This is a genomic window from Nonomuraea sp. NPDC049504, from assembly GCF_040676845.1.
GTDB lineage: Bacteria > Actinomycetota > Actinomycetes > Streptosporangiales > Streptosporangiaceae > Nonomuraea > Nonomuraea salmonea.
Genome location: NZ_JBFAPT010000012.1, coordinates 240,239 through 262,201, shown reverse-complemented (window position 1 = coordinate 262,201; position 21,963 = coordinate 240,239). Strand labels below are relative to the sequence as shown.

The window sequence follows — 21,963 nt, the reverse complement described above, 5'->3', positions numbered from 1 at the left end:
ATGCACCAGTACTTGTCCGTTTTCCGGTCGGCCACACGTAAAAAGCCCCGAGCCGTATGGCTCGGGGCTTCGCTCACCCCGCCAGAATCAGCGCATGATCAGCGCAGGAACGCGGCGGCGACGCCGGCGTCCACCGGGATGTGCAGGCCGGTGGTGTGGGTCAGCTCGCCGCCCGTGAGCGCGAAGACGGCCGCCGCCACGTGCTCGGGCAGCACCTCGCGCTTGAGCAGCGTGCGCTGGGCGTAGAACTCTCCCAGCTTCTCCTCCTCCACGCCGTACACGGCCGCCCGGTTCGCGCCCCACCCCGAGGCGAAGATGCCGGAGCCGCGCACGACGCCGTCGGGGTTGACGCCGTTGACCCGGATGCCGCGGGCGCCCAGCTCGGCCGCGAGCAGCCGGACCTGGTGGGCCTGGTCGGCCTTGGCGGCGCCGTACGCGACGTTGTTCGGGCCGGCGAAGACGGAGTTCTTGGAGGAGATGTAGACGACGTCGCCGCCCATGGCCTGGTCGATCATGACCTTGGCGGTCTCCCTGGAGACCAGGAACGAGCCGCGCGCCATGACGTCGTGCTGCAGGTCCCAGTCGGAGACCGTGGTCTCCAGCAGCGAGCGCGACAGCGACAGGCCGGCGTTGTTGACGACCAGGTCCACGCCGCCGAAGGCGAGCACGCCCGCGCGTACGGCGGCGGCGATCTGCTCCTCCGAGGTGACGTCCACGCCGACCGCCACGGCGACGTCGGAGGCCCGGTGGGCGTGCCCGCCGATCTCGGCGGCCACCTTCTCGGCGGCGGCGAGGTCGCGGTCGGCCACGATCACGCAGGTGCCCTCGGCGGCCAGCCGGCGCGCGGTGGCCGCGCCGATGCCCGAGCCGCCGCCGGTGACCAGCGCGACCCTGGTGGCCAGCGGCTTCGGCTTGGGCATGCGGCGGAGCTTGGCCTCCTCCAGCTCCCAGTACTCGATGCGGAACTTCTCCGACTCTGGGATGGGGGCGTAGGCGGAGACGGACTCGGCGCCGCGCATGACGTTGATGGCGTTGACGTAGAACTCGCCGGCCACCCTGGCGGTCTGCTTGTCCTTGCCGAAGGAGAACATGCCGACGCCGGGCACCAGCACGATCGCCGGGTCGGCGCCGCGCATCGGCGGCGAGTTCGGCTCGGCGTGCCGCTCGTAGTAGGCGGTGTAGTCGGCGCGGTAGGCGGCGTGCAGCTCGCGCAGCCGCTCGGCGGCCTGCTCCAGCGGCGCGTCCGGCGGCAGGTCGAGCACCAGCGGCGCGACCTTCGTGCGCAGGAAGTGGTCGGGGCAGGACGTGCCCAGCGCCGCCAGCCTCGGGTGCTCGGCCCGCGCCACGAAGTCGAGCACCTCGGGCGTGTCGGTGTAGTGACCGACCACGCGCACGTCGGTGGAGGCCAGGCCGCGCACGATCGGGAACAGCGCGGCGGCCCGCGCGTGCCGCTCGGCCGCGGGCAGCGTGTCGTACACGACCGCGCCGAAGGGGTCGGGGCGGCCGTGCTCGGCCAGGTACGCCTCCGCCGTGCGGATGATCTCCAGCGAGCGCTCCTCGCACTCCTGCGAGGTCGAGCCCCACGCGGTGATGCCGTGCCCGCCGAGGACGCAGCCGATGGCCTGCGGGTTGGCGTCCTTGATGGCGGCGATGTCGAGGCCGAGCTGGAAGCCGGGCCGGCGCCACGGCACCCACACCACGCGGTCGCCGAAGACCCGCCTGGTCAGCTCCTCGCCGTCGGCGGCGGTGGCCAGCGCGATGCCCGCGTCGGGGTGCAGGTGGTCGACGTGGGCGGCCTCGACCAGGCCGTGCATGGCGGTGTCGATCGACGGGGCGGCGCCGCCCCTGCCGTGCAGGCAGTAGTCGAACGCGGCGACCATCTCGTCCTCGCGCTCGACGCCCGGGTAGACGTCCTTGAGCGCGCGCAGCCGGTCGAGGCGGAGCACGGCGAGGCCGGGCTCCTTGAGCGTGCCGAGGTCGCCGCCGGAGCCCTTGACCCACAGCAGCTCGACGTCGGCCCCGGTGACCGGGTCGGGCGCGGCGCCCTTGGCGGAGGTGTTGCCGCCGGCGTAGTTGGTGTTGCGCGGGTCGGCGCCCAGGCGGTGCGAGCGGTCGAGCAGCTCGTTGATGACGTTGGACATGACGGTTCAGGCCCCCCAGCCGGCCTGCTCGCCGCCGACGCGCCCGGCGGCGATCTTCTCGAAGTATCCGGACTCGGCGTAGGCGGCCATCGGGTCGGGCGCGAGCCCCATCTCCTCGCGCAGCTCGGCGAGCAGCGGCCGTACGTCGGTGTTGAAGGCGTCCATGAAGACGGCGTTGGCGCCGAGCACGTCGCCCGCGGTCTGGGCGGCGGCCAGCGCGTCGCGGTCGACCAGCAGCGCCTTGGCGGTGGCCTCCTGCACGTTCATGACCGAGCGGATCTGGCCCGGGATCTTGGGCTCGATGTTGTGGCACTGGTCGAGCATGAACGCCACGCCCGCCTCGGGGTCGAGCCCGCCGCCGCGCACGACCTCGTACATGATGCGGAAGAGCTGGAACGGGTCGGCGGCGCCGACCATCAGGTCGTCGTCGGCGTAGAAGCGGGAGTTGAAGTCGAAGCCGCCGAGCCTGCCCTCGCGCAGCAGGAACGCCACGATGAACTCGATGTTGGTGCCCGGCGCGTGGTGGCCGGTGTCCACGACGACCTGGGCCTTCGGGCCGAGCTTGACGCAGTGGGCGTAGGCGGTGCCCCAGTCGGGCACGTCGGTGGCGTAGAAGGCGGGCTCGAACAGCTTGTACTCCAGCAGGAAGCGCTGGCCGTCGCCGAGCCGGTCGTAGACCTCGGCGAGCGAGTCGGTCAGGCGGTCCTGGCGGGCCCTGATGTCGTCCTGGCCCGGGTAGTTGATGCCGTCGGAGAACCACAGCTTGAGCGTGCCGGAGCCGGTGGCGTCCATGATGTCGACGCATTCGAGCAGGTGGTCGGTGGCCTTGCGGCGGACGCGGGCGTCGGGGTGGGTGACGCTGCCCAGCATGTAGTCGTCGTCCTGGAAGACGTTGGAGTTGATGGCGCCGATGCCGACGCCCAGCTCGCGGGCGTGTCTGGCCAGGTCGGCGTAGTCGTCCACCTTGTCCCACGGGATGTGCAGGGCGACCGTGGGGGCGATGCCGGTGTGGGCGTGCACCTGGGCGGCGTCGGCGAGCTTCTCGTACGGGTCGCGCGGCACGCCCTGCTGCGCGAAGACCTTGAACCGGGTGCCGCTGTTGCCGTAGGCCCAGGACGGCGTCTCGATGTGCTGCGCCCGCAGCACGGCCTTGATGTCAGTCATTACTCCCCGATCAGTCCAGGTGGAACACTTCGGTCAGCGGTGTCATGCCCTCGTCGGGCCGGCCGTCGAGGTCCTCGAAGAACGGCGCCATCTCCGCCTGCCAGCGGGCGTTGACCTCGGTCTCGGCCATCGCCTTCTTGGCGGCCTCGAAGTCGTCGGTCTCCAGGTAGCCGACGAGCAGGCCGTCGTCCCTGAGGAAGAGCGAGTAGTTGTGCCAGCCGGTGCGTGACAGCGCGGCGCGCATCTCCGGCCAGACGTCGCGGTGCCGCTCGCGGTATTCCGCCAGCCGCTCCGGGCGGACTTTCAGCAGGAAGCAGACGCGTTGCACTGACACTCCTTTCAAAACGTTTTAATCCTCTGTGCAGGAAACTATGATTCCCGTTGCCCGCTGTCAATGCGCGGCCCGGCCCCGGCCTCGGAAGGCGGGGCCTGACCAGGGCTCTGACACGTTTCAACCCCGCGTCAACCCAGCGTCAACCCCGCAGCACGGCGACGTCGCCGGCCGCGACCGTCACGGTGCGGCCGTCGCGGGTGGTCACCGTGGCGTCGGCGGCGGTGTGGTTGATCGCGAACAGGAACGAGCGGCCGTCCTCGTGCGCGCGGCGGACCACCTCGACGCCCGGCTCCGCCGCGGCGGCGGGCACGACCCCCGACTCGCCGCACACGGTGACGACGACCTCGGCCAGCGCGGCGTCGTCGAGCAGGGTCGTCAGGTAGTGGGCGGCGCCGTCGCCGAACTCGTTGCGGGTCCAGGCGGGCTCCCCGCTCGCGTACGTGTCCAGCACCTTCGCCGTCGTGACCCGCGCCGCCTCGCTCCAGGCCCGGCCCGTCGCGCCCGAGGCCAGCCGGATCGGCGCGGCCAGCGGGAAGAACTCCTCGACGCTCACGCCCAGCAGCTCCCGCCACGCGCCGGGGTAGCCGCCGAGCCGCACCCGATCGTGCTCGTCCACGACCCCGCTGTACGGCCCCACCAGCACGACCCCGCCCCGCCGGGCGAACGCCTCCAGATTGGCCGCCCCCGCGTCGCTCACCAGGTAGAGCTGCGGCACCAGCACCAGCCGGTAGGCGCTGAGATCGCCCTCGGGGTGCGCGATGTCGCAGGTGACGCCGGCCCGCCAGAGCGCCGCGTGCCAGCGCTTGGCCTCCTCCACCGGGTCGAGCTCCGAGCTGGGCTGGGCGGGGTGATCCTGGGCCCAGACGCTGGAGTGGTCGACGAGCAGCGCCACCTCGGCCTCGACCCGGCTGCCCGCCACCCCGGCGAGCCCGGCCAGTTCGGCGCCGAGCGCCTTCACCTCGCGGAAGACCTTGGTGTCGGGACCGGCGTGCGGCAGCATCGCCGAGTGCCACTTCTCGGCCCCGGCCCTGGACTGGCGCCACTGGAAGAACATGATGCCGTCGGCGCCCCGCGCGAGGTGGGCGAGGGAGTTGCGGCGCAGCTCGCCGGGCTTCTTGGCGAGGTTGCGCGGCTGCTGCCAGTTGACGGCGCTGGTGGAGTGCTCCATGAGCAGCCAGGGCCGGCCGCCGTTGAGCGAGCGGGCGTAGTCGGCGGCGAAGGCCAGGTCGATGTGCGGCTCGGCGCGGGCGCCGATGAGGTAGTGGTCGGTGGAGACGACGTCCAGCTCGGCGGCGAAGGCCCAGCAGTCCATGTCCCAGTGGGCGCCGGCCATGAGGTTGGTGGTGGCGGGCACGCCGGGGGTGAGCTGCCTGAGCAGGTCGCGCTCGGCCAGGTAGAGCTCGACCAGGGCGTCGGAGCTGAACCTGCGGAAGTCGAGGAGCTGGCCGGGGTTGGGGAAGCTGGGGGTGGCGCGCGGCGGCAGGATCTGCGCCCAGCCGCTGTAGTGCTGCGACCAGAACGCGGTGCCCCAGGCGTCGTTCAGCTCGTCGAGCGTGGCGTAGCGGGAGCGCAGCCAGGCGCGGAAGGCGGCGGCGGAGGTGTCGCAGTAGCAGCGGGCGTTGTGGCAGCCGTACTCGTTGTGCACGTGCCACAGGGCCAGCGCGGGGTGCTCGCGGTAGCGCACGGCCACCTGCTCGGCGATGCGCAGCGCCTTCTCCCGGTAGATCGGCGAGCTGGGGCAGAAGCCCTGCCTGCTGCCGTGGTGCAGCCGCCGGCCGTCGGCGTCCACCGGCAGCGCCTCGGGGTAGGCGTCGCCGAACCAGGGCGGCGGCGAGGCGGTGGGGGTGGCCAGGTTGGCCCGGATGCCGTTCGCGGCCAGCAGGTCCATCGCCCGGTCGAGCCGGTCGAAGTCGAAGACGCCTTCGACGGGTTCGAGCAGCGACCAGGAGAAGATGCCGAGGCTGACCCTGTTGACGCCGGCCTCGCGCATCAGCGCGACGTCCTGTTCCCAGATCTCCTCGGGCCACTGCTCGGGGTTCCAGTCGCCGCCGTACGCGATGACATCCGGCATGAAGCCTGCCTTTCGATGGGTGGTGTACCTGGGGATTAAAACGTTTCCACAGCGTGAGGCACAAGCCCCGTCAAGCGCCTTGCGATGGTCGTCGCTGCTCAAGCGGGGTGGCTGGGCTCGCCGGGCAGTGGTGTCCACGCGCGCGGGCGCGAGGCGTGGCCTCGCGGGGTGATTTCGATTGAACGTTTTTCGTCTCACCGCTCAATCGCCGGCGATTCGCGGCGGAGATCCGGGCTCCTAGCGGCGGCGCGACTGGCCAAGCGCCTGTTTGTACGTTTTAATTGCTCTTCATGGCCATGGTCAGCATCAAGGACGTCGCCGCGCTCGCCGGCGTCTCCCCGGGCACGGTCTCCAACGTACTGAACCGGCCGGGCAAAGTCGCGCCCGCCACCCGGGAGCGGGTGGAGGCCGCCATCAGCGAGCTGGGGTTCGTCCGGCACGGCTCGGCCTCCACGCTGCGCGCGGGGCACAGCAGGACGATCGGCCTGAGCGTGATCGACATCGGCAACCCGTTCTTCACCGAGGTCGCCGCCGGCGTCGAGGACGTCGCCAGCGAGCTCGGCTACGCGGTGATCCTCGGCAACTCGGCGGGCTCCACCGACAAGGAGGACCGCAACCTGCGCGTGCTGGCCGAGCACCGGGTGCGCGGCGTGCTCATCACCCCCTCGGGCGAGGACCCCGCCAGGCTCGACCGGCTGCGCGAGCACGGCATCAGCGTGGTGCTGGTCGACCATCCCGCCCACCGGCCCGACCAGTGCGCGGTGGCCGTGGACGACGTCGCGGGCGGCCGCGCGGCCGTGGCCCACCTGCTCGGCAAGGGCGCGCGCAGCCTCGCGTACGTGACCGGGCCGCTGACCATCCGGCAGTGCGTGGAGCGCCGCGAGGGCGCCAAGACGGCCATGACCGGCGCCGGGCTCGACCCCGCCGCGCTGCGGGTGGTCGAGGCGGCCACGATGACCGCCAAGGCGGGCGAGAAGGCGGCCGGCGAGCTGGTCGCCGCCGGGCTGCCGGAGGCCATCTTCTGCGCCAACGACCTGCTCGCGCTCGGCGTGCTGCGCGCGCTGCTGCGCTCGGGGGTGCGGGTGCCCGAGGACGTCGTCCTCATGGGCTACGACGACATCGACTTCGCCGCCGCCTCGACGGTGTCGCTCACCTCGATGCGGCAGCCGACGTACCAGCTCGGGCGCATCGCCACCGAGCTGCTGCTGGACGAGTGCGACAACCCTGACACGCACGCGCACCAGCACATCATGTTCCAGCCTGAGCTCATCGCCAGGGAGTCCACGCAATGAGCAGGACGAGCCGCCGTTTCGCCGCCGTCGACCTGGGGGCCTCCAGCGGGCGGGTGATGCTCGCCGATCTGTCGGACGGGCTGGCGCTCACGGAGGCCCATCGCTTCCCCAACGGCCCCGTACGCGTGGCGGACCGCCTCTACTGGGACGTGCTCGGCCTCTACCGGGAGATCCTGGCCGGGCTGCGCGCGGCGGGGCCCGTCTCCTCCATCGGGGTCGACTCGTGGGCCGTCGACTACGCGCTGCTCGACGCGTCGGGAAACATGCTGGGCAACCCGGTGCACTACCGCGACGACCGCACGCGCGGCGTGCCCGAGCAGGTGGCGCGGGCGGTCGGCGCCGAGGCCCTTTACGACGTGAACGGCCTGCAGGTGCTGCCGTTCAACACCCTCTACCAGTTGCTGGCCGACCGGCTCGACGACGCGGCCACGATGCTGCTGATCCCCGACCTGATCGGCTACTGGCTGACCGGCGAGACCGGCGCCGAGGTGACCAACGCCTCCACGACGGGGCTGCTCGACGTCCGCACGAGGTCGTGGGCGTTACCGCTGGTCAAGCAGCTCGGCCTGCCCCCGGGCATCCTGCCGCCGCTGCGCGACCCCGGCGACGCGGTGGGCGGGCTGCGGCGTGACGTGGCCGCCGAGATCGGCTGGTCGGCGCCGGTCAGGGCGGTCGGCTCGCACGACACCGCATCCGCCGTCGCCGCGGTGCCCGCCGCGGGCCCGGCCTTCGCGTACGTCTCCTGCGGCACCTGGTCGCTGGCCGGCGTCGAGCTGCCCGGCCCGGTGCTCACCCTCGAGAGCCGGGCGGCGAACTTCACCAACGAGGCCGGCATCGACGGCACCGTCCGCTACCTGCGCAACGTCATGGGCCTGTGGCTGCTGCAGGAGTGCCTGCGCGCCTGGCCCGGCGCCGATCTGGGCGAGCTGCTGGCCGCGGCGGCTCAGGAGCCGGCGTTCGCGGCCGTGGTCAATCCCGACGAGCCGGTCTTCCTGCCGCCGGGCGACATGCCGGCCAGGATCGCCGCCGAGTGCCGCCGCACCGGCCAGCGGCCGCCCTCCTCCCCCGCCGGCTACGTGCGGTGCGTGCTGGAGAGCCTGGCGATCGGGCACAGGACGGCGGTGCGGCAGGCCATGGAGTTGTCCGGCCGCGACGTCGAGGTGGTGCACCTCGTGGGCGGCGGGTCGCGGAACGAGCTGCTGTGCCGGTTCACCGCCGACGCCTGCGGGCTGCCCGTGGTGGCGGGGCCCGCCGAGGCGACCACGTTCGGCAACGTGCTGGTGCAGGCGCGCGCGGCCGGGCTCGTCTCCGACCTCGGCGAGATGCGCGCGCTGGTCGCCGGGACGCAGCCGTTGCGCCGCTACGAGCCGTCCGGCGACCTGCGCGCCTGGGACGAGGCGGCCGCCCGGCTGTTCTGACCTGCCGGTTTTCCCCCGGCCTGTCCAGGGCAGGACTCGGGCCGGGGACATCGGGGGGATGCCATGGATCTCACGTGGCCGCTGCTGCGGCAGCTCACGGGGGCGGACCGCACGGCACGGGGTCCGGCGGCCAAGTCGGCCAAGACGGAGGCGCTGAGGGCCCGTACGACGACGGCCGACCGGGTGGTGAAGTCGGTCTGCCCGTACTGCGCGGTGGGCTGCGGCCAGAACGTGTACGTACGGGACGAGAAGGTCATCCAGATCGAGGGTGACCCCGACTCCCCCATCAGCCTGGGCCGGCTGTGCCCGAAGGGCGCGGCCAGCCTCCAGCTCACCACCGGCGAAGGCCGCATGCACAAGGCGCTCTACCGGCCGCCGGGCGGGGCCGGCTGGCAGGAGATCGACCTGGGCACGGCGATGGAGATGATCGCCGACCGGATCATCGCGACCCGCCGCGAGACCTGGGAGTGGGAGCACGGCGGACGGCGCACCGCGCGGACCATGGGCATCGCCAGCCTGGGCGGCGCGACGCTGGACAACGAGGAGAACTACCTCATCAAGAAGCTGCTGACGGCGCTCGGCGTGGTGCAGATCGAGAACCAGGCCCGCGTCTGCCACAGCTCGACCGTGGTGGGGCTCGGCACGTCGTTCGGACGCGGCGGCGCCACCACGTTCATGCAGGACCTGCAGCACTCCGACTGCGTGGTCATCCAGGGCTCGAACTTCGCCGAGTGCCATCCCGTGGGCTTCCAGTGGGTGATGGAGGCCAAGGCGCGCGGCGCGGTCGTCATCCACGTCGATCCCCGCTTCACCAGGACGAGCGCCGTCGCCGACGTGCACGTGCCCATCAGGGCCGGCTCCGACGTGGCCTTCCTCGGCGCGATCATCAACCACGTCCTGGAGAACGAGCTGTACTTCCACGAGTACGTGGTCAACTACACCAACGCCGCGACCATCCTGCGCGAGGACTTCCGCGACGCCGAGGACCTCGACGGCCTGTTCTCCGGCTTCGGCGAGGAGAGCCGCACCTACGACACCGACTCCTGGCAGTACGAGGGCATGTCCACGGTGGCCGCGTCGGGCGATCGGGACACCGACTTCGAGCGGCGCGAGGGCCGCACCCCGCCGGGCCGGCCCGAGGTGCAGGGCTCCACCGGGATGCCGCTGGACGGCTCGCCACAGCGCGACGAGACGCTGCGGCACCCGCGCTGCGTGCTGCAGGTGCTGCGCCGCCACTTCGCCCGCTACACGCCGGAGATGGTGGAGCGGGTGTGCGGGGTGCCGCGCCACCTGTTCGAGGAGGTCTGCCGGCACCTGACGGAGAACTCGGGGCCCGACAAGACGGCGGAGTTCGTCTACGCGGTGGGCTGGACGCAGCACAGCGACGGCTCGCAGTTCATCAGGGCGGCGAGCATCCTGCAGCTGCTGCTCGGCAACATCGGCCGGCCGGGCGGCGGCATCCAGGCGCTGCGCGGGCACGCCAGCATCCAGGGCTCCAGCGACGTGCCGACGCTGTTCAACCTGCTGCCCGGCTACATCCCGATGCCGCACGCCCACGAGAACGAGCGGCTGCACGACTTCCTGCTGGCCGACGCGCCGCACAAGGGTTTCTGGGCCAACATGCCCTCCTACCTCGTCAGCCTGCTCAAGGCGTGGTGGGGCGAGTCGGCGCAGCCGGACAACGACTACCGCTTCGGCTGGCTGCCCAGGCTGACCGGCTCGCACAGCACGTACGACACGGTGCTGGCGCAGCTCGAGGGCACCTGCAAGGGCTACATCCTGCTGGGCGAGAACCCGGCGGTGGGGTCGGCCAACTCCAAGATGCAGCGGCTCGGCATGGCCAACCTCGACTGGCTGGTGGTGCGCGACTTCAGCCTGATCGAGAGCGCCACCTGGTGGAAGGACGGCCCGGAGATCGAGACGGGCGAGCTGAGGACGGAGGACATCCGTACGGAGGTGTTCTTCCTGCCGGCGGCCAGCCACACGGAGAAGAACGGCAGCTTCACCAACACCAACCGGCTGCTGCAGTGGCACCACCAGGCGGTCGAGCCGCACGGCGACGCCCGCAGCGACCTGTGGTTCATGTACCACCTCGGCCGCATCATCCGCCGCAAGCTGGCCGGCTCGCAGGACCCGATGGACCAGCCCGTGCTCGACCTCACCTGGGACTACCCGGTGGAGGGCGAGACGGCCGAGCCGTCGGCCGAGGCGGTGCTGGCCGAGATCAACGGCTGGGACGCCCAGGGCGACCCGCTGCCCGGCTATCACGCGCTCAAGGACGACGGCTCCACCGCGTGCGGCTGCTGGATCTACTGCGGCGTCTACGCCGACGGCGTCAACCAGGCGGCCCGGCGCAAGCCGGCGTCGGAGCAGGACTGGATCTCCGCCGAGTGGGCGTGGGCCTGGCCGGCCAACCGCCGCATCCTCTACAACCGGGCCTCGGCCAGGCCCGACGGCAGCCCGTGGAGCGAGCGCAAGCGGCTGGTGTGGTGGGACGACGAGGCGCAGCGCTGGACCGGCCACGACGTGCCGGACTTCGAGGCCGGCAAGAGCCCCGGCTACCGGCCGCCGCCGGGCGCGCAGGGCGTGGAGGCGCTGTCGGGCATCGACCCGTTCATCATGCAGGCCGACGGCAAGGGCTGGCTGTTCGCGCCGACCGGGGTGGTGGACGGGCCGCTGCCCACCCACTACGAGCCGCAGGACTCGCCGGTGGTCAACCCGCTGTACGGCCGGCAGCGCAGCCCGGTGCGCAAGGTCTATCCGCACGAGCACAACCGCTACCAGCCGAGCGGGGACGAGCCGGGGGCTTCGGTCTACCCGTACGTGGTGACGACGTACCGGCTGACCGAGCACTTCACGGCGGGCGGGATGAGCCGGTTCACGCCGTACCTGTCGGAGCTGCAGCCGGCGATGTTCTGCGAGGTGTCGCCGGCGCTGGCGGCCGAGCGGGGGCTGGTGCACGGCGACTGGGCGACGATCATCACGGCGCGCAACGCCATCGAGGCGCGGGTGCTGGTCACCGACCGCATCCCGTCGCTGCACCTGAACGGGCGGGTACTGCACCAGATCGGGCTGCCGTTCCACTTCGGGCCCAACGGGGTGGTCACGGGCGACGCGGCCAACGAGTTGTCGTCGATCTCGCTCGACCCCAACTCGCACATCCAGGAGGTCAAGGCGCTGTCGGCGGACATCAGGCCGGGCCGCCGTCCCCGGGGTCCGGCGCTGCCCGAGCTGGTGAAGGCGTACCAGCGGCGGGCCGGCATCGACGAGCGCACAGGAACGGAGGTGTGAGCCGTGGCCTTCGACCTGAGGGAGCAGCTCGACGGGCGCAGGGTCGGCTTCTTCACCGACACCAGCATCTGCATCGGCTGCAAGGCGTGCGAGGTGGCCTGCAAGGAGTGGAACGCCGTGCCGGACGACGGCATGGAGTTCACCGGCATGTCCTACGACAACACGGTGGGACTGAGCGCCGACACCTGGCGGCACGTGGCGTTCGTGGAGCAGCGCAGGCCGCTCGGCCACCAGGAGCCCGGCGTCGGCGACATGGACTTCCGCTGGCTGATGTCCTCCGACGTGTGCAAGCACTGCACGCACGCAGCCTGCCTCGACGTGTGCCCGACGGGGTCGTTGTTCCGCACCGAGTTCGGCACGGTGGTGGTGCAGGAGGACATCTGCAACGGCTGCGGCTACTGCGTGCCGGCGTGCCCGTTCGGGGTGATCGGCAAGCGCGAGACGAGCGGCACGGCCGCCAAGTGCACGATGTGCTACGACCGGCTGGGCGCCGGTGAGGAGCCGGCCTGCGCGAAGACGTGCCCGACCGACTCGATCCAGTTCGGCGACCTCGACGAGCTGCGCGAGCGCGCCGATCGGCGGCTCGCGCAGCTGCGGGAGGCGGGCACGACGTCGGCCCGCCTGTACGGTCACGACCCGGACGACGGCGTGGGCGGCACGGGCGCGTTCTTCCTGCTGCTGGACGAGCCCGAGGTGTACGGCCTGCCGCCGGACCCGGTGGTGACGACCAGGGACCTGCCGTCGATGTGGCGGCACGCGGCCGTGGCGGCGCTCGGCCTGGTCGCGGGCATCGCGGCGGTGACGTGGACGGGGACATGGACGGGGACATCGACGGGGACATCGACGGGCACATCGACGGGCACATCGACGGGGATCTGGAGAGGGCGGCGCGGATGAGCCAGACCGACGTGCGGATGGACGGCTCGGCGGAGCTGCGCGGCGAGCGCGAGGCGACGCCTGGCTCGGCGGGCCGCCGGCGTGAGCGGCTGCTGGTGCCGAAGGCGGAGTTCGACTCCTACTACGGGCGGCCGGTGCTGCACGAGCCGACCTGGCAGGCGCCCGACATCGCCGGTTACCTGTTCCTCGGCGGCCTGGCGGGGGCGTCGTCCACGCTGGCCGCCGCCGCGGAGCTGACCGGCAGGCCGCGCCTGGCCAGGGTGGGCAAGGTGGGGGCGGTGTGCGCGCTGGGCGGCTCGCTGTACGCGCTCATCCACGACCTGGGCAGGCCCGAGCGGTTCGTCAACATGCTGCGGGTGTTCAAGGTGACCTCGCCGATGAGCGTCGGCACGTGGCTCCTGAGCGCGTACGGGCCGCAGGCCGGGCTCGCGGCGGCGGCGAGCCTCACGGGGGTGGCGCCGGGCGTGGGCCGGGCGGCGACCGTGGGGGCGGGGCTGGTGGGGCCGGCGGTGGCGACGTACACGGCGGCGCTGATCTGCGACACGGCGGTACCGGCCTGGCACGAGGGCTACCGGGAGATGCCGTTCCTGTTCGCCGGGTCGGCGACGGCCTCGGCGGGCGGGCTCGGCATGTTCGCCGCGCCGCTGGACGAGGCGGGGCCGGCGCGGCGGGCGGCGGTGCTGGGCGCGGCGGTGGAGTGCGTGGCCGCGCTGCGCATGGAGCGCAGGCTGGGGCCGCTGGCCGAGCCGCTCAAGCGCAGCAGGCTGCTGCGGCTGGGCGAGGCGCTGTCGGTGGCCGGGGCGGTCGCGGGGGCCACCGTGGGCCGGCGCAGCAGGGTCGCCGCGATGGCGGCGGGCGCGGCGCTGCTGGCCGGGTCGGCGTGCACCCGGTTCGGGATCTTCCAGGCGGGGATGGAGTCGGCTCGCGACCCCCGCTACACCGTCCAGCCGCAGCGCAGGCGGCTGGCCAAGACGAGAGCGGAGCGTGATCTCACATGAAGCGGAAAGTCGCGGAATATCTGCCGTTCTTCGGCATCGTGTTCGTCGTCTGCACGGCGTCGTGGCTGGCGGGGCGTACACCGCCGGCGAGCGTCCCGTGGGGCGTCCCATGGGGCAAGGCCAGGGTACGGCGCTGAGCCCGCTGGCCTTACGATCAGCAGATGACCGAAAAGACCGAAACGACGCCCGCCTGGCTCGCACCCGAGGACCTGGAGTCGGTGCGGGGCCGGATGCCGATCCTCTACATCGACGCCGTGCCGGTGCGCGTCGATGACAGCGGCGTGGTGACCCACGTCGGGCTGCTGCTGCGCATCTCGTCGGACGGCACGGTCAGCCGGGCACTGGTCTCCGGCCGGGTGCTGCACCACGAGCGGATCCGCGACGCCCTCATGCGTCACCTGGAGAAGGACCTCGGCGCCGTGGCCCTTCCCCGCATCCCGGCCTCGCCGCAGCCGTTCACGGTGGCCGAGTACTTCCCGACGCCCGGCGTCACCCCGTACCACGACCCGCGCCAGCACGCCGTCTCGCTGGCCTACATCGTGCCGGTGGCCGGTGACTGCCGGCCCCGTCAGGACGCGCTCGACCTGGTGTGGTTCACGCCGGAGGAGGCGGCCTCGCCGGTGGTGCAGCAGGAGATGGCCAACGGTCAGGGCGTGCTGCTCAAGCAGGCGCTGGCCCACGTGGGCCGGCTGGTCTGAGGTCAGGGACGCTCCGCCCCGGCTTCGACCCAGCGGTAGAGCGGGTCGCCGGGGCAGGAGGTGTCGTAGCCGTCGCGGTGTCCCTTGACCTCGCGGCCGGCGTCGCCGTGCTCGCGCAGGTATTCGATGGCGTCGACCAGGGCGTGCAGCAGGTCGTCGTTGGGCTCGGTCAGGCCGGAGCTGCCGAGCAGCGCGAGCACCGCGTAGTGGCCCGAGTTGAGGCCGGCGCCGTTGGCGGCCGGCAGGTGGTGCGGGCCGCGCCCGACGAAGACCTGCCGGTGGGGGCAGCAGACCATGTTGTAGCCGAGGTCGATGTAGCGCTCGCCGCGCCCGCCCGCCATGTGCATGCGCTGGATGTCGCGGACGAGGTCGGCGCAGCGGTCGTGGTTGCCGGCGTCGGCGAGGTCGGCGGGCACCTTGCCGCCGGTGTAGTGGATCTTCACGCCTTTGGTGGAGCGCAGGCGGGTGTAGGGGCTGCTCGGCTTCTTGGCGTTCCATTCGGCTCTGGTGACCAGGTTCATGCGTACCTCTCTTCGCAGGAATGTCCTGGTCACCAGAATGTCAACTTTCTGTAGTTGTGTCATCACTCTTTGTCACTAGAGTGAGCTGCCGTCCAGGTGAGAGAGGTCAGCCGGGCGTGAGCGCCCTGTGGGCGTGCCGGAAGACCTGCTTCCTGCCGGCGGCCCTGAAGTCGGCGCGCGCGGCGATCCGGCCGGACGGCACGGGGAAGCCCACCGAGATCGCCATGCCGGGGGCCACCGAGGCCACCTTGCGCGCCCGCGCGCCCCGCTCGCCGTCGAGGCTGAGCCGCACGTCCCTCCAGGGCTCGGCGGAGCCGTTGTGCAGGGTCACCACGACCTGGTCCCCCGTCACCTCCGTGCGCAGCCCGTACGGCAGGCGCGGGTCGGGGCCGATCGACCGGTCGAGCCTGGCCAGCAGTTGCCCGGCCAGCTCGGGGCGGGCCCCGGCCAGGTCGCGGCGCTCGTACGGGTCGGCGCCGAGGTCGTACAGCTCGATCCTGCCGTGCGGGCCCGCCCCCGCGATGTGCGGGTTGAACCTGACCGCCTTCCACCGGCCCCTGCGGATGGCCTGGGCCTTGCGCGGGCGGTTCCACACCAGGTGGTCGTGCTTGGGCGCGCTGCCGCCGGTGAGCAGGCCGCGGAAGGACAGGCCGTCGATGCGGGCGGGCACCGGCACCTCGGCCAGGTCGGCGAGGGTGGGCAGCACGTCCCAGAACGCGACCGGCTGCCTGACCACGCGGTGCCGCAGGCCGGGCGACCAGGCGATCATGGGGACGCGGATGCCGCCCTCGTACACGTCGCGCTTGTCGCCGCGGAAGGGGCCGTTGGAGTTGAACAGCTCGGGCGTCACGCCCTTCTCGTGGTGCGGGCCGTTGTCGCTGGTGAACAGCACCAGCGTGCGCTCGGCCACGCCCGCGTCGCGCAGCGCCCTGATGAGCGCGGCCACGTCGGTGTCGAGGCGGGCCACCTGGGCGGCGTGCCGCCGGTTCGGACCGCTCCACGGGCGGCTCTCGTAGGGGCCGGCGTCGCCGGGGACGGCACTGGGGGCGTGCGGGAGGTTGGTGGCGAAGTACAGCAGGAACGGCTTGTCGCTGTCGTCGTTGATGAACTCGACGGCGCGCTCGCGGAACAGGTGCGGCGCGTACGACTTGCCGCTGAGCTGCACCTTCTCGCCGTTGTGCCACAGGTACTTGGGGAAGTACTGGTGGGCGTGCTTGTGGCCGATGTAGCCGTAGAACTCGTCGAAGCCGCGGGCGTTCGGGTGCGAGACGTGGTCGGGCTCCTCGGGGCCGAATCCCCACTTGCCGATGCACGCCGTCCGGTAGCCCGCCAGCCGCAGCAGCTCGGCGAAGGTGAGGTCGGCGTCGGTCAGCGCGTGCTGCGGCCCGCCCTCCGGGTTCTCGCGTACGGTGCCGTGCCCGGCGTGCAGGCCGGTGAGCAGGGCGCAGCGGGACGGCGCGCACAGCGGCGCCCCCGCGTACGCGGTCGCGAACTTCACCCCCTCGGCGGCGAGCCGGTCGAGGTTGGGGGTGCGGATGGAGCGCTGCCCGTTGCTGCCGATCTCTCCCCATCCCAGGTCGTCGGCCAGGATGAGCAGGATGTTCGGCCGCTCGGGCAGGGTGCCGCGGCTGATGGACGATTCGGCGCTCGCCGGTGCGCCCGCGGAGGTGGCCGCGGGCAGGGCGAGGCCGGCGAAGGTACCGGCGAATAAGGCACGGCGCGAAGGCCCGTTGATCACGAAGGGCAACATATCGGAGGTCATGGCGAATGGTGGGCGAATGACCAGCGAACTCTGTCACACCATCACGAAAGGTATCCCCATGTCCGGCAGATGCCGTGCAACTCCTCGGGGATCTCCTCCGGCTCGGGCAGCGGGCGGCCCTCGACGACGGTGCCCGCGCGGATCTTGTCGCGCCAGTCGCCGATGCCCTTGACGAAGCCGCCGTGGTCCTGGCGGCCGTAGTCGAGCATGGCGGGCTCGTACTCCAGGCCGAGGAACGCGCACAGGCGGCGCAGCTCGGCCTCGGGTCCTGCGACCAGGTCCTCGTAGCGCAGGGTGAGGCCCTCCAGGTGGGTGCGGGCCTCCTGGAGGTAGGTCATGTAGCTGAGCGTGCGCGGCACGGCCTCCTCCATGGGCCGCTTTCCGGGGTCCGCCTCGTGCCAGGACTGCACGATCGACATGGGGTGGCGCAGCAGGAAGACGAAGCGGGCGTCCGGCCAGCAGGTGGCGATGCGCCGCCAGGCGAAGACGTTGCTCGGCGTCTTCTCGGCCAGCACCGGCTTGCCGCTGCGGGCCAGCTCGCGGTGGAGCAGCCGATCCCAGACGAGGTGCTCGATGTCGCTGTGGGTGTGGCCGAGCAGCTCCATGGCCTGGCGTACGGGGTCGGTGCCGAGGCCCACGCTCACCCTCCTGAAGTGGGTCTCGATGGGCGCGTGCACCTGTGAGTGACTGTTCAGCATGACGCGCAGCAGCGTGGACCCCGAGCGTACGGACGACAGCAGGAAGACCGGCCCGCGCAGCAACCGGTCGTGCGCCGGGTCCGCCGGGGCCCGCACCTGGTCGCCCGGCAGGCGCTGCAGCTCCAGCGGCGGCTTCGGTGGCGGCGGCTTCTGCGGCTGCCGGCGCGGCCGGCGCGTCAGCGTGTATCCCGTCAGCCCTTCGAGCGTGGCGTTGGCCCGATACCTCCAGTTCATGGCCCCACAAGGTAGGGGCCGCCCGTGAACCGCAGGTGAATCGGGGCTGTGAAGGTGTCGCCGAGATGACAGCTCATTCGTGCACCTGTGCGCGGAGCGGAACATGACTCCGTCCAGCAGCAGTGGCTCACTCGCGGGTGACGCGCCGGTCGTGCACCACCGCGTACGTGTTGCGCAGCGCCTCCATCGACGTGTCGTAGGAGGCCTGCGCGACCCCGGTGAACAGGCAGTCCACCACCATGAGCTGGGCGATGCGGCTGCCCAGCGCGCCGGAGCGGAACCTGGTCTCGCGTGCGGCGGTCGTGAGCGTCACGTCGGCCGCGCGGGCCAGCGGCGAGTCGCCGAAGTTGGTGATCGCGATGGTGGCGGCGCCCGGCTTGCGGGCGATGGCGAGGAACTCGACGGTGTCCACGGTGGCGCCGGTGTGGGAGACGGCCACCGCCACGCAGCCGGGGCCGAGCGTGGCGGCGGAGGTCCATGCGGTGTGGGAGTCGTGCCAGTTGATCGCGGTACGCCCGATGCGCGACAGCTTCTGCTGCAGGTCGAGCCCCACGAGCGCGCTCGCGCCGACGCCGAAGGTGTCGATCCTGCGGGCCCCGAGCAGCAGCTCGACCGCCCGGCCGAGGGCGTCCATGTCGAGGTAGCGTGCGGTGTCGGCGATGGAGAGCGTCTCGTTCATGGCGACCTTGGAGACGATGCCGGCCAGGCTGTCGTTCCTGTCGATGTCGCCGGAGACCTCGGGCAGGCTGGCCGTGGCCAGCTCCTCCCTGGCGACGGCCCGGGTGAGGTCGATCCTGAAGTCGCGGTAGTGGCTGTAGCCCATGCGGCGGTAGAAGCGGACGACGGAGGTCGTGGAGGTCTGGCAGCGGGCGGCGAGCTCGGCGATCGACAGGTTGGCCGCGGCGGCGGGCTCTCCGGTGAACTCCTCGGCGATGCGCCGCTCGGACGGACGCAGCGCGGGCATGGCCGCGCGGATCCGGATCAGCAGTGTCTCCGCGTCCTCGCCCGTCATCACTCATCCCCGTCGAAGGAAAATAAATACCCAGGTGGTAGGGTCTGTGTAATTTTATGACCTACTGCCCCAAGGAGAGCACATGCCCCGTGGCGCCTTCTCCGCGGTCGGCGTCGCCGCTGCGCTGTCCGTCGCATTGACCGCCTGCTCGTCCTCCGGCGGAGCCCCCGCCTCCGACCCGGGCGCCACCGCCCAGGGCGGCGGCTCCCTCGTCGTCGGCGTCACCTCCGACCCTGACACGCTCTTCCCCTGGAAGGCCACCCAGTTCACCGCCGTCAACGTGCTGCAGAACCTCTACGGCACGCTGACCGAGTTCGACAAGGACCTCAACGTGGTCCCCGGCCTGGCCGAATCCTGGGAGACCGGCAAGGACGGCAAGGAGCTGACGCTGAAGCTGCGCCAGGGCGTGACGTTCGCCGACGGCAGCGCGTTCGACTCCGAGGACGTCAAGGCGTCCCTCGACAAGATCATGGACGAGAAGACGGCCGCGGTCGCCCGCGCCTCCCTGTCGTCGGTGAAGTCGGTGAAGGCGCCCGACAAGAACACCGTGGTGCTGGAGCTGAGCGGCCCCGACGCCGCGCTGCCGGCCAACCTGGCCACCGTCAACATGGCCATGCTCTCCTCCGACGACACCGAGGAGAAGCTGACCACCACGCCCAACGGCACCGGCCCGTTCACCCTCGGCAAGCGGGTGCCCAGCCAGTCGCTCACGCTGACCAGGAACGACAAGTACTGGGGCGCGGAGAAGGCGAAGGCGGGCTCGGTCGAGTTCCGGGTCATCCCCGACGAGTCGTCCATCGTCTCGGCCATGCAGTCGGGCAACGTCCAGCTCGCGGTCTTCAACGACCCGCTCGTCGCGCAGACCGCCGAGGGCGGCGGCACGATCAGCGTGGCCAAGACGCCGCAGCTCAACTACCACGTCCTGCAGCTCAACGCGCAGCGCGGCGAGCTCAAGGACGTCAACGTGCGCCTGGCCATGCAGTGCGCGATCGACCGCAAGCAGGTGCTCGACACCGCCGCGCTCGGCGAGGGCGAGGTGACCGGGCCGATGACCGCGCCCGCGTTCAAGTCCGACCCGAACAAGCGCCCCTGCCCCACCCGCGACCTGGCCAAGGCCGCCGACTACCTCGCCAAGGCCGGCAAGTCGGGCGGCGTGACGGTCAAGACGATCGTCTCCCAGGGCGAGTACGCCACCTCCGTCAACGAGGCCCAGAACCTCAAGGCCCAGCTCGCCGAGGCCAAGATCAACCTGGACCTGGAGGTGCTGGAGTCCGGCGCGTTCGTGGACCGCTGGGTCGCCGCCGACTTCGACGCGGCCGTGGCGCTGAACGGCGGCAGGCCCGACCCCGACGGCTCCTACGGCCGCTACTTCACCAGCGACGGCAACCTCAACAAGGTCGCCGGCTACAGCTCGCCCGCGCTGGACAAGCTGTTCGCGGAGGGCAAGGCCACCGACGACCAGGCCGCCCGCAAGGCGATCTACGACAAGGTGGCCGCCGAGCTGGAGGACAACGCCGCCTGGATCTGGCTGTTCGCCGGCTACACCTACACCGCGACCACCCAGAACGTGCAGGGCTTCGTGCCGATGGCCAGCGGCTCCCTGCAGTACCTGCGGACGACGTCCGTCGGCTGAGGCACCGGATGAAGTTCGTACGCAACCGGGCGCTGCGCCGCGTCGCGGAGACGATCGGGATCCTGTTCGGGGTCGCCGTGGTCGTCTTCGTGATGCTGCGGGCGCTGCCCGGCGACCAGATCACGGCCGGGCTGGGCACGGAGGCCGCCGCGCTCACCCCGGCCCAGCGGCAGGCCCTCGAGCAGTACTACGGCCTGGACCAGCCGCTGGTCACGCAGTTCTTCTCGTGGCTGGGCAACATGTTCACCGGCAACTTCGGCTACTCGGCCCGCTCCCAGCAGAGCGTGCTGGAGCTGACGATGAACGCGCTGCCGGTCACGTTCGAGCTGGCCGTGTTCTCGATCGTGCTGGCGCTGCTGATCGGGGTGCCGCTGGGCATGCTGGCGGCCTCGCGGACGAACTCGGTGCGCGACGCCGCCGGCCAGGTGGTGAGCCTGGCGGGCCTGTCGATCCCGGCGTTCCTGCTGGCCACCACGCTGCTGTCGGTCTTCGCCGCGTCGTTCGGGTTCAACCCCAACGGGCAGGGCTTCGCCCCCCTCTTCGAGAACCCGCTGCTCAACCTGCAGCAGATGTTCCTGCCGGCGCTCGTGCTCGGCTTCGGCATCGCGGCGCCGATCCTGCGCACCACGCGTACGGCGGTGCTGGAGGTGCGCTCGGACGACTTCGTGCGCACCGCCCGCGCCAAGGGCGTGCCCGAGCGGCGGCTGCAGGTCAGGCACGTGCTGGGCAACGCGCTCGTGCCGATCGTGACCATGACGGGCCTGCAGTTCGGCTACCTGCTGGGCGGCGCGGTCGTGGTGGAGCAGATCTTCTCCGTGCCGGGCATCGGGCGGCAGGTGCTGCTCGGCATCCAGCAGAAGGAGTACGCGGTCGTGCAGAGCACCGTGCTGGTGATCGCGCTGGCGTTCGTGCTGGTCAACCTGCTGACCGACCTGCTCTACCGGGTGATCGACCCGCGGGTGAGGGCGTCATGAGGCGCAGTCCCGCCGCCCTCGCGGGCATCGTGATCCTGGCGGTCCTCGCGGTCGTCGCGGTGCTGTCGTACCTGGGGATGCTGCCCTACGACCCGATCGCGCAGCATCCGCCGTCGCGCTTCCTGGGCCCGTCGGGCGCGCATCTCTTCGGCACCGACCAGTTCGGGCGCGACGTGTTCTCCCGGGTGGCCGCGGGCGTGGGCAACTCGGCGCTGATCGCGGTGGTCGCGGTGGCGTTCGCGACCGTGGTGGGCACGCTGGGCGGGCTGGTGTCGGGCTTTTACCGGGGTTTCGCCGACGGCGCGATCGGCGGGGTGACGAACGTGCTGTTCGCGTTCCCGCCGCTGCTGCTCGCGCTGTCGCTGGCCTCGGTGCTGAACCGCAACTGGTTCACCATCGCCGTGGCCATCGCCATCGTCTACGTGCCGATCTTCATCAGGGTCACCAGGGGGCCCGTGCTCTCGCTCAGGGAGATCGAGTACGTCAGGGCGGCCGTCTCGACCGGCCAGAGCCGCTGGCAGATCATGCTGCGTCACGTGCTGCCGAACATCACCTCGATCATCGTCGTCCAGGTCGCGCTGTCGCTGTCGTGGGCGGTGCTGACCGAGGCGTCGCTGAGCTTCCTGGGCCTCGGCACCCCTCCCCCCGCACCGTCACTCGGTTCGATGATCTTCGAGGCGCGCAGCCTGGTGTTCATCGCCCCGTGGACGCTGATCGCGCCAGGCGCGGTCGTCGTGCTGCTCGTCGTCGGGCTGAACCTGCTCGGCGACGGCCTGCGCGACACTCTCGACCCCAGAAACCGCGGACACCGAGGAACCTGAGGAA

Annotated in this window: 18 protein-coding genes; 10 read left to right on the top strand and 8 right to left on the bottom strand. The window is 71.7% G+C overall.

Features of this window, described 5'->3' with window-relative positions; genetic code table 11:
- Positions 1-98: 98 nt before the first annotated feature.
- From AB0K28_RS24145 to AB0K28_RS24130, 4 genes are all read right to left on the bottom strand, one after another.
- Positions 99-2,141 carry a bifunctional aldolase/short-chain dehydrogenase gene (locus tag AB0K28_RS24145; protein ID WP_364373829.1) on the bottom strand — a complete coding sequence of 681 codons (2,043 nt, stop codon included), beginning with the start codon at positions 2,139-2,141 and terminating at the stop codon, positions 99-101.
- Between the two features lie 6 nt (positions 2,142-2,147).
- A complete protein-coding gene (gene rhaI, locus AB0K28_RS24140) occupies positions 2,148-3,305 on the bottom strand; it encodes an L-rhamnose isomerase (protein WP_364373826.1) in 1,158 nt (385 codons plus the stop codon).
- Positions 3,306-3,315: 10 nt separating this feature from the next.
- Positions 3,316-3,633, bottom strand: a complete 318-nt coding sequence (locus AB0K28_RS24135) for an L-rhamnose mutarotase (protein WP_345386222.1) — start codon at positions 3,631-3,633, stop codon at positions 3,316-3,318.
- A 145-nt stretch (positions 3,634-3,778) separates the two neighbouring features.
- A complete protein-coding gene (locus AB0K28_RS24130; protein ID WP_364373822.1) occupies positions 3,779-5,710 on the bottom strand; it encodes a beta-galactosidase in 1,932 nt (643 codons plus the stop codon).
- A 290-nt stretch (positions 5,711-6,000) separates the two neighbouring features.
- On the opposite strand from AB0K28_RS24130, the gene AB0K28_RS24125 reads away from it, so the two are divergent.
- The 7 genes from AB0K28_RS24125 to AB0K28_RS24095 all read left to right on the top strand — a co-directional run bounded on the left by AB0K28_RS24125 (position 6,001) and on the right by AB0K28_RS24095 (position 14,304).
- Entirely contained in the window at positions 6,001-7,002 is a 1,002-nt protein-coding gene (locus AB0K28_RS24125; RefSeq protein WP_364373819.1) for a substrate-binding domain-containing protein, read from the top strand.
- The gene (locus AB0K28_RS24120) at positions 6,999-8,420 is read left to right on the top strand and encodes a rhamnulokinase family protein (protein WP_364373816.1); all 1,422 of its coding nucleotides are present in this window, start codon (positions 6,999-7,001) and stop codon (positions 8,418-8,420) included. The genes AB0K28_RS24125 and AB0K28_RS24120 overlap by 4 nt, the downstream gene beginning before the upstream one ends.
- A gap of 63 nt (positions 8,421-8,483) precedes the next feature.
- Positions 8,484-11,711, top strand: coding sequence for a formate dehydrogenase (gene fdh, locus AB0K28_RS24115; protein WP_364373813.1), 3,228 nt, complete (start codon positions 8,484-8,486; stop codon positions 11,709-11,711).
- A gap of 3 nt (positions 11,712-11,714) precedes the next feature.
- Positions 11,715-12,608, top strand: coding sequence for a 4Fe-4S dicluster domain-containing protein (locus AB0K28_RS24110; protein WP_364373811.1), 894 nt, complete (start codon positions 11,715-11,717; stop codon positions 12,606-12,608).
- 17 nt (positions 12,609-12,625) lie between these two features.
- Positions 12,626-13,606 carry an NrfD/PsrC family molybdoenzyme membrane anchor subunit gene (gene nrfD / locus AB0K28_RS24105; protein WP_364373878.1) on the top strand — a complete coding sequence of 327 codons (981 nt, stop codon included), beginning with the start codon at positions 12,626-12,628 and terminating at the stop codon, positions 13,604-13,606.
- Positions 13,603-13,743: a hypothetical protein gene (locus tag AB0K28_RS24100; protein ID WP_364373808.1), complete on the top strand. Its 141-nt coding sequence runs from the start codon at positions 13,603-13,605 to the stop codon at positions 13,741-13,743. Before nrfD ends, AB0K28_RS24100 begins: the two co-directional genes overlap by 4 nt.
- A gap of 24 nt (positions 13,744-13,767) precedes the next feature.
- A complete protein-coding gene (locus tag AB0K28_RS24095; protein ID WP_364373805.1) occupies positions 13,768-14,304 on the top strand; it encodes an NUDIX hydrolase family protein in 537 nt (178 codons plus the stop codon).
- Between the two features lie 2 nt (positions 14,305-14,306).
- Here AB0K28_RS24095 and AB0K28_RS24090 read toward each other — a convergent pair whose 3' ends face one another.
- The 4 genes from AB0K28_RS24090 to AB0K28_RS24075 form a co-directional block, all read right to left on the bottom strand.
- Positions 14,307-14,858 (bottom strand): peptidoglycan recognition family protein, encoded by a 552-nt coding sequence (locus tag AB0K28_RS24090; RefSeq protein ID WP_364373803.1) that lies wholly within the window; start codon positions 14,856-14,858, stop codon positions 14,307-14,309.
- A gap of 73 nt (positions 14,859-14,931) precedes the next feature.
- Positions 14,932-16,563: an arylsulfatase gene (locus AB0K28_RS24085; protein WP_364373800.1), complete on the bottom strand. Its 1,632-nt coding sequence runs from the start codon at positions 16,561-16,563 to the stop codon at positions 14,932-14,934.
- Between the two features lie 65 nt (positions 16,564-16,628).
- Positions 16,629-17,519, bottom strand: coding sequence for a sulfotransferase (locus AB0K28_RS24080; protein ID WP_364373797.1), 891 nt, complete (start codon positions 17,517-17,519; stop codon positions 16,629-16,631).
- Positions 17,520-17,646: 127 nt separating this feature from the next.
- Positions 17,647-18,531 (bottom strand): MurR/RpiR family transcriptional regulator, encoded by an 885-nt coding sequence (locus AB0K28_RS24075; protein ID WP_364373794.1) that lies wholly within the window; start codon positions 18,529-18,531, stop codon positions 17,647-17,649.
- 82 nt (positions 18,532-18,613) lie between these two features.
- On the opposite strand from AB0K28_RS24075, the gene AB0K28_RS24070 reads away from it, so the two are divergent.
- From AB0K28_RS24070 to AB0K28_RS24060, 3 genes are read left to right on the top strand one after another with little or no spacing between them, the layout of a single operon-like run.
- Positions 18,614-20,164: an ABC transporter substrate-binding protein gene (locus AB0K28_RS24070; RefSeq protein ID WP_364373791.1), complete on the top strand. Its 1,551-nt coding sequence runs from the start codon at positions 18,614-18,616 to the stop codon at positions 20,162-20,164.
- Positions 20,165-20,172: 8 nt separating this feature from the next.
- Positions 20,173-21,138: an ABC transporter permease gene (locus tag AB0K28_RS24065; protein ID WP_364373788.1), complete on the top strand. Its 966-nt coding sequence runs from the start codon at positions 20,173-20,175 to the stop codon at positions 21,136-21,138.
- Positions 21,135-21,959 carry an ABC transporter permease gene (locus AB0K28_RS24060; RefSeq protein WP_364373785.1) on the top strand — a complete coding sequence of 275 codons (825 nt, stop codon included), beginning with the start codon at positions 21,135-21,137 and terminating at the stop codon, positions 21,957-21,959. The genes AB0K28_RS24065 and AB0K28_RS24060 overlap by 4 nt, the downstream gene beginning before the upstream one ends.
- Positions 21,960-21,963 lie beyond the last annotated feature (4 nt).

Coding starts and splice junctions, on each gene's coding strand:
- fdh (WP_364373813.1), top strand. CDS start 8,484: ATGGATCTCACGTGGCCGCTGCTGCGGCAGCTCACGGGGGCGGACCGC.
- rhaI (WP_364373826.1), bottom strand. CDS start 3,305: ATGACTGACATCAAGGCCGTGCTGCGGGCGCAGCACATCGAGACGCCG.
- AB0K28_RS24100 (WP_364373808.1), top strand. CDS start 13,603: ATGAAGCGGAAAGTCGCGGAATATCTGCCGTTCTTCGGCATCGTGTTC.
- nrfD (WP_364373878.1), top strand. CDS start 12,626: ATGGACGGCTCGGCGGAGCTGCGCGGCGAGCGCGAGGCGACGCCTGGC.
- AB0K28_RS24145 (WP_364373829.1), bottom strand. CDS start 2,141: ATGTCCAACGTCATCAACGAGCTGCTCGACCGCTCGCACCGCCTGGGC.
- AB0K28_RS24065 (WP_364373788.1), top strand. CDS start 20,173: ATGAAGTTCGTACGCAACCGGGCGCTGCGCCGCGTCGCGGAGACGATC.
- AB0K28_RS24125 (WP_364373819.1), top strand. CDS start 6,001: ATGGCCATGGTCAGCATCAAGGACGTCGCCGCGCTCGCCGGCGTCTCC.
- AB0K28_RS24120 (WP_364373816.1), top strand. CDS start 6,999: ATGAGCAGGACGAGCCGCCGTTTCGCCGCCGTCGACCTGGGGGCCTCC.
- AB0K28_RS24095 (WP_364373805.1), top strand. CDS start 13,768: ATGACCGAAAAGACCGAAACGACGCCCGCCTGGCTCGCACCCGAGGAC.
- AB0K28_RS24080 (WP_364373797.1), bottom strand. CDS start 17,519: ATGAACTGGAGGTATCGGGCCAACGCCACGCTCGAAGGGCTGACGGGA.
- AB0K28_RS24075 (WP_364373794.1), bottom strand. CDS start 18,531: ATGACGGGCGAGGACGCGGAGACACTGCTGATCCGGATCCGCGCGGCC.
- AB0K28_RS24130 (WP_364373822.1), bottom strand. CDS start 5,710: ATGCCGGATGTCATCGCGTACGGCGGCGACTGGAACCCCGAGCAGTGG.
- AB0K28_RS24070 (WP_364373791.1), top strand. CDS start 18,614: ATGCCCCGTGGCGCCTTCTCCGCGGTCGGCGTCGCCGCTGCGCTGTCC.
- AB0K28_RS24060 (WP_364373785.1), top strand. CDS start 21,135: ATGAGGCGCAGTCCCGCCGCCCTCGCGGGCATCGTGATCCTGGCGGTC.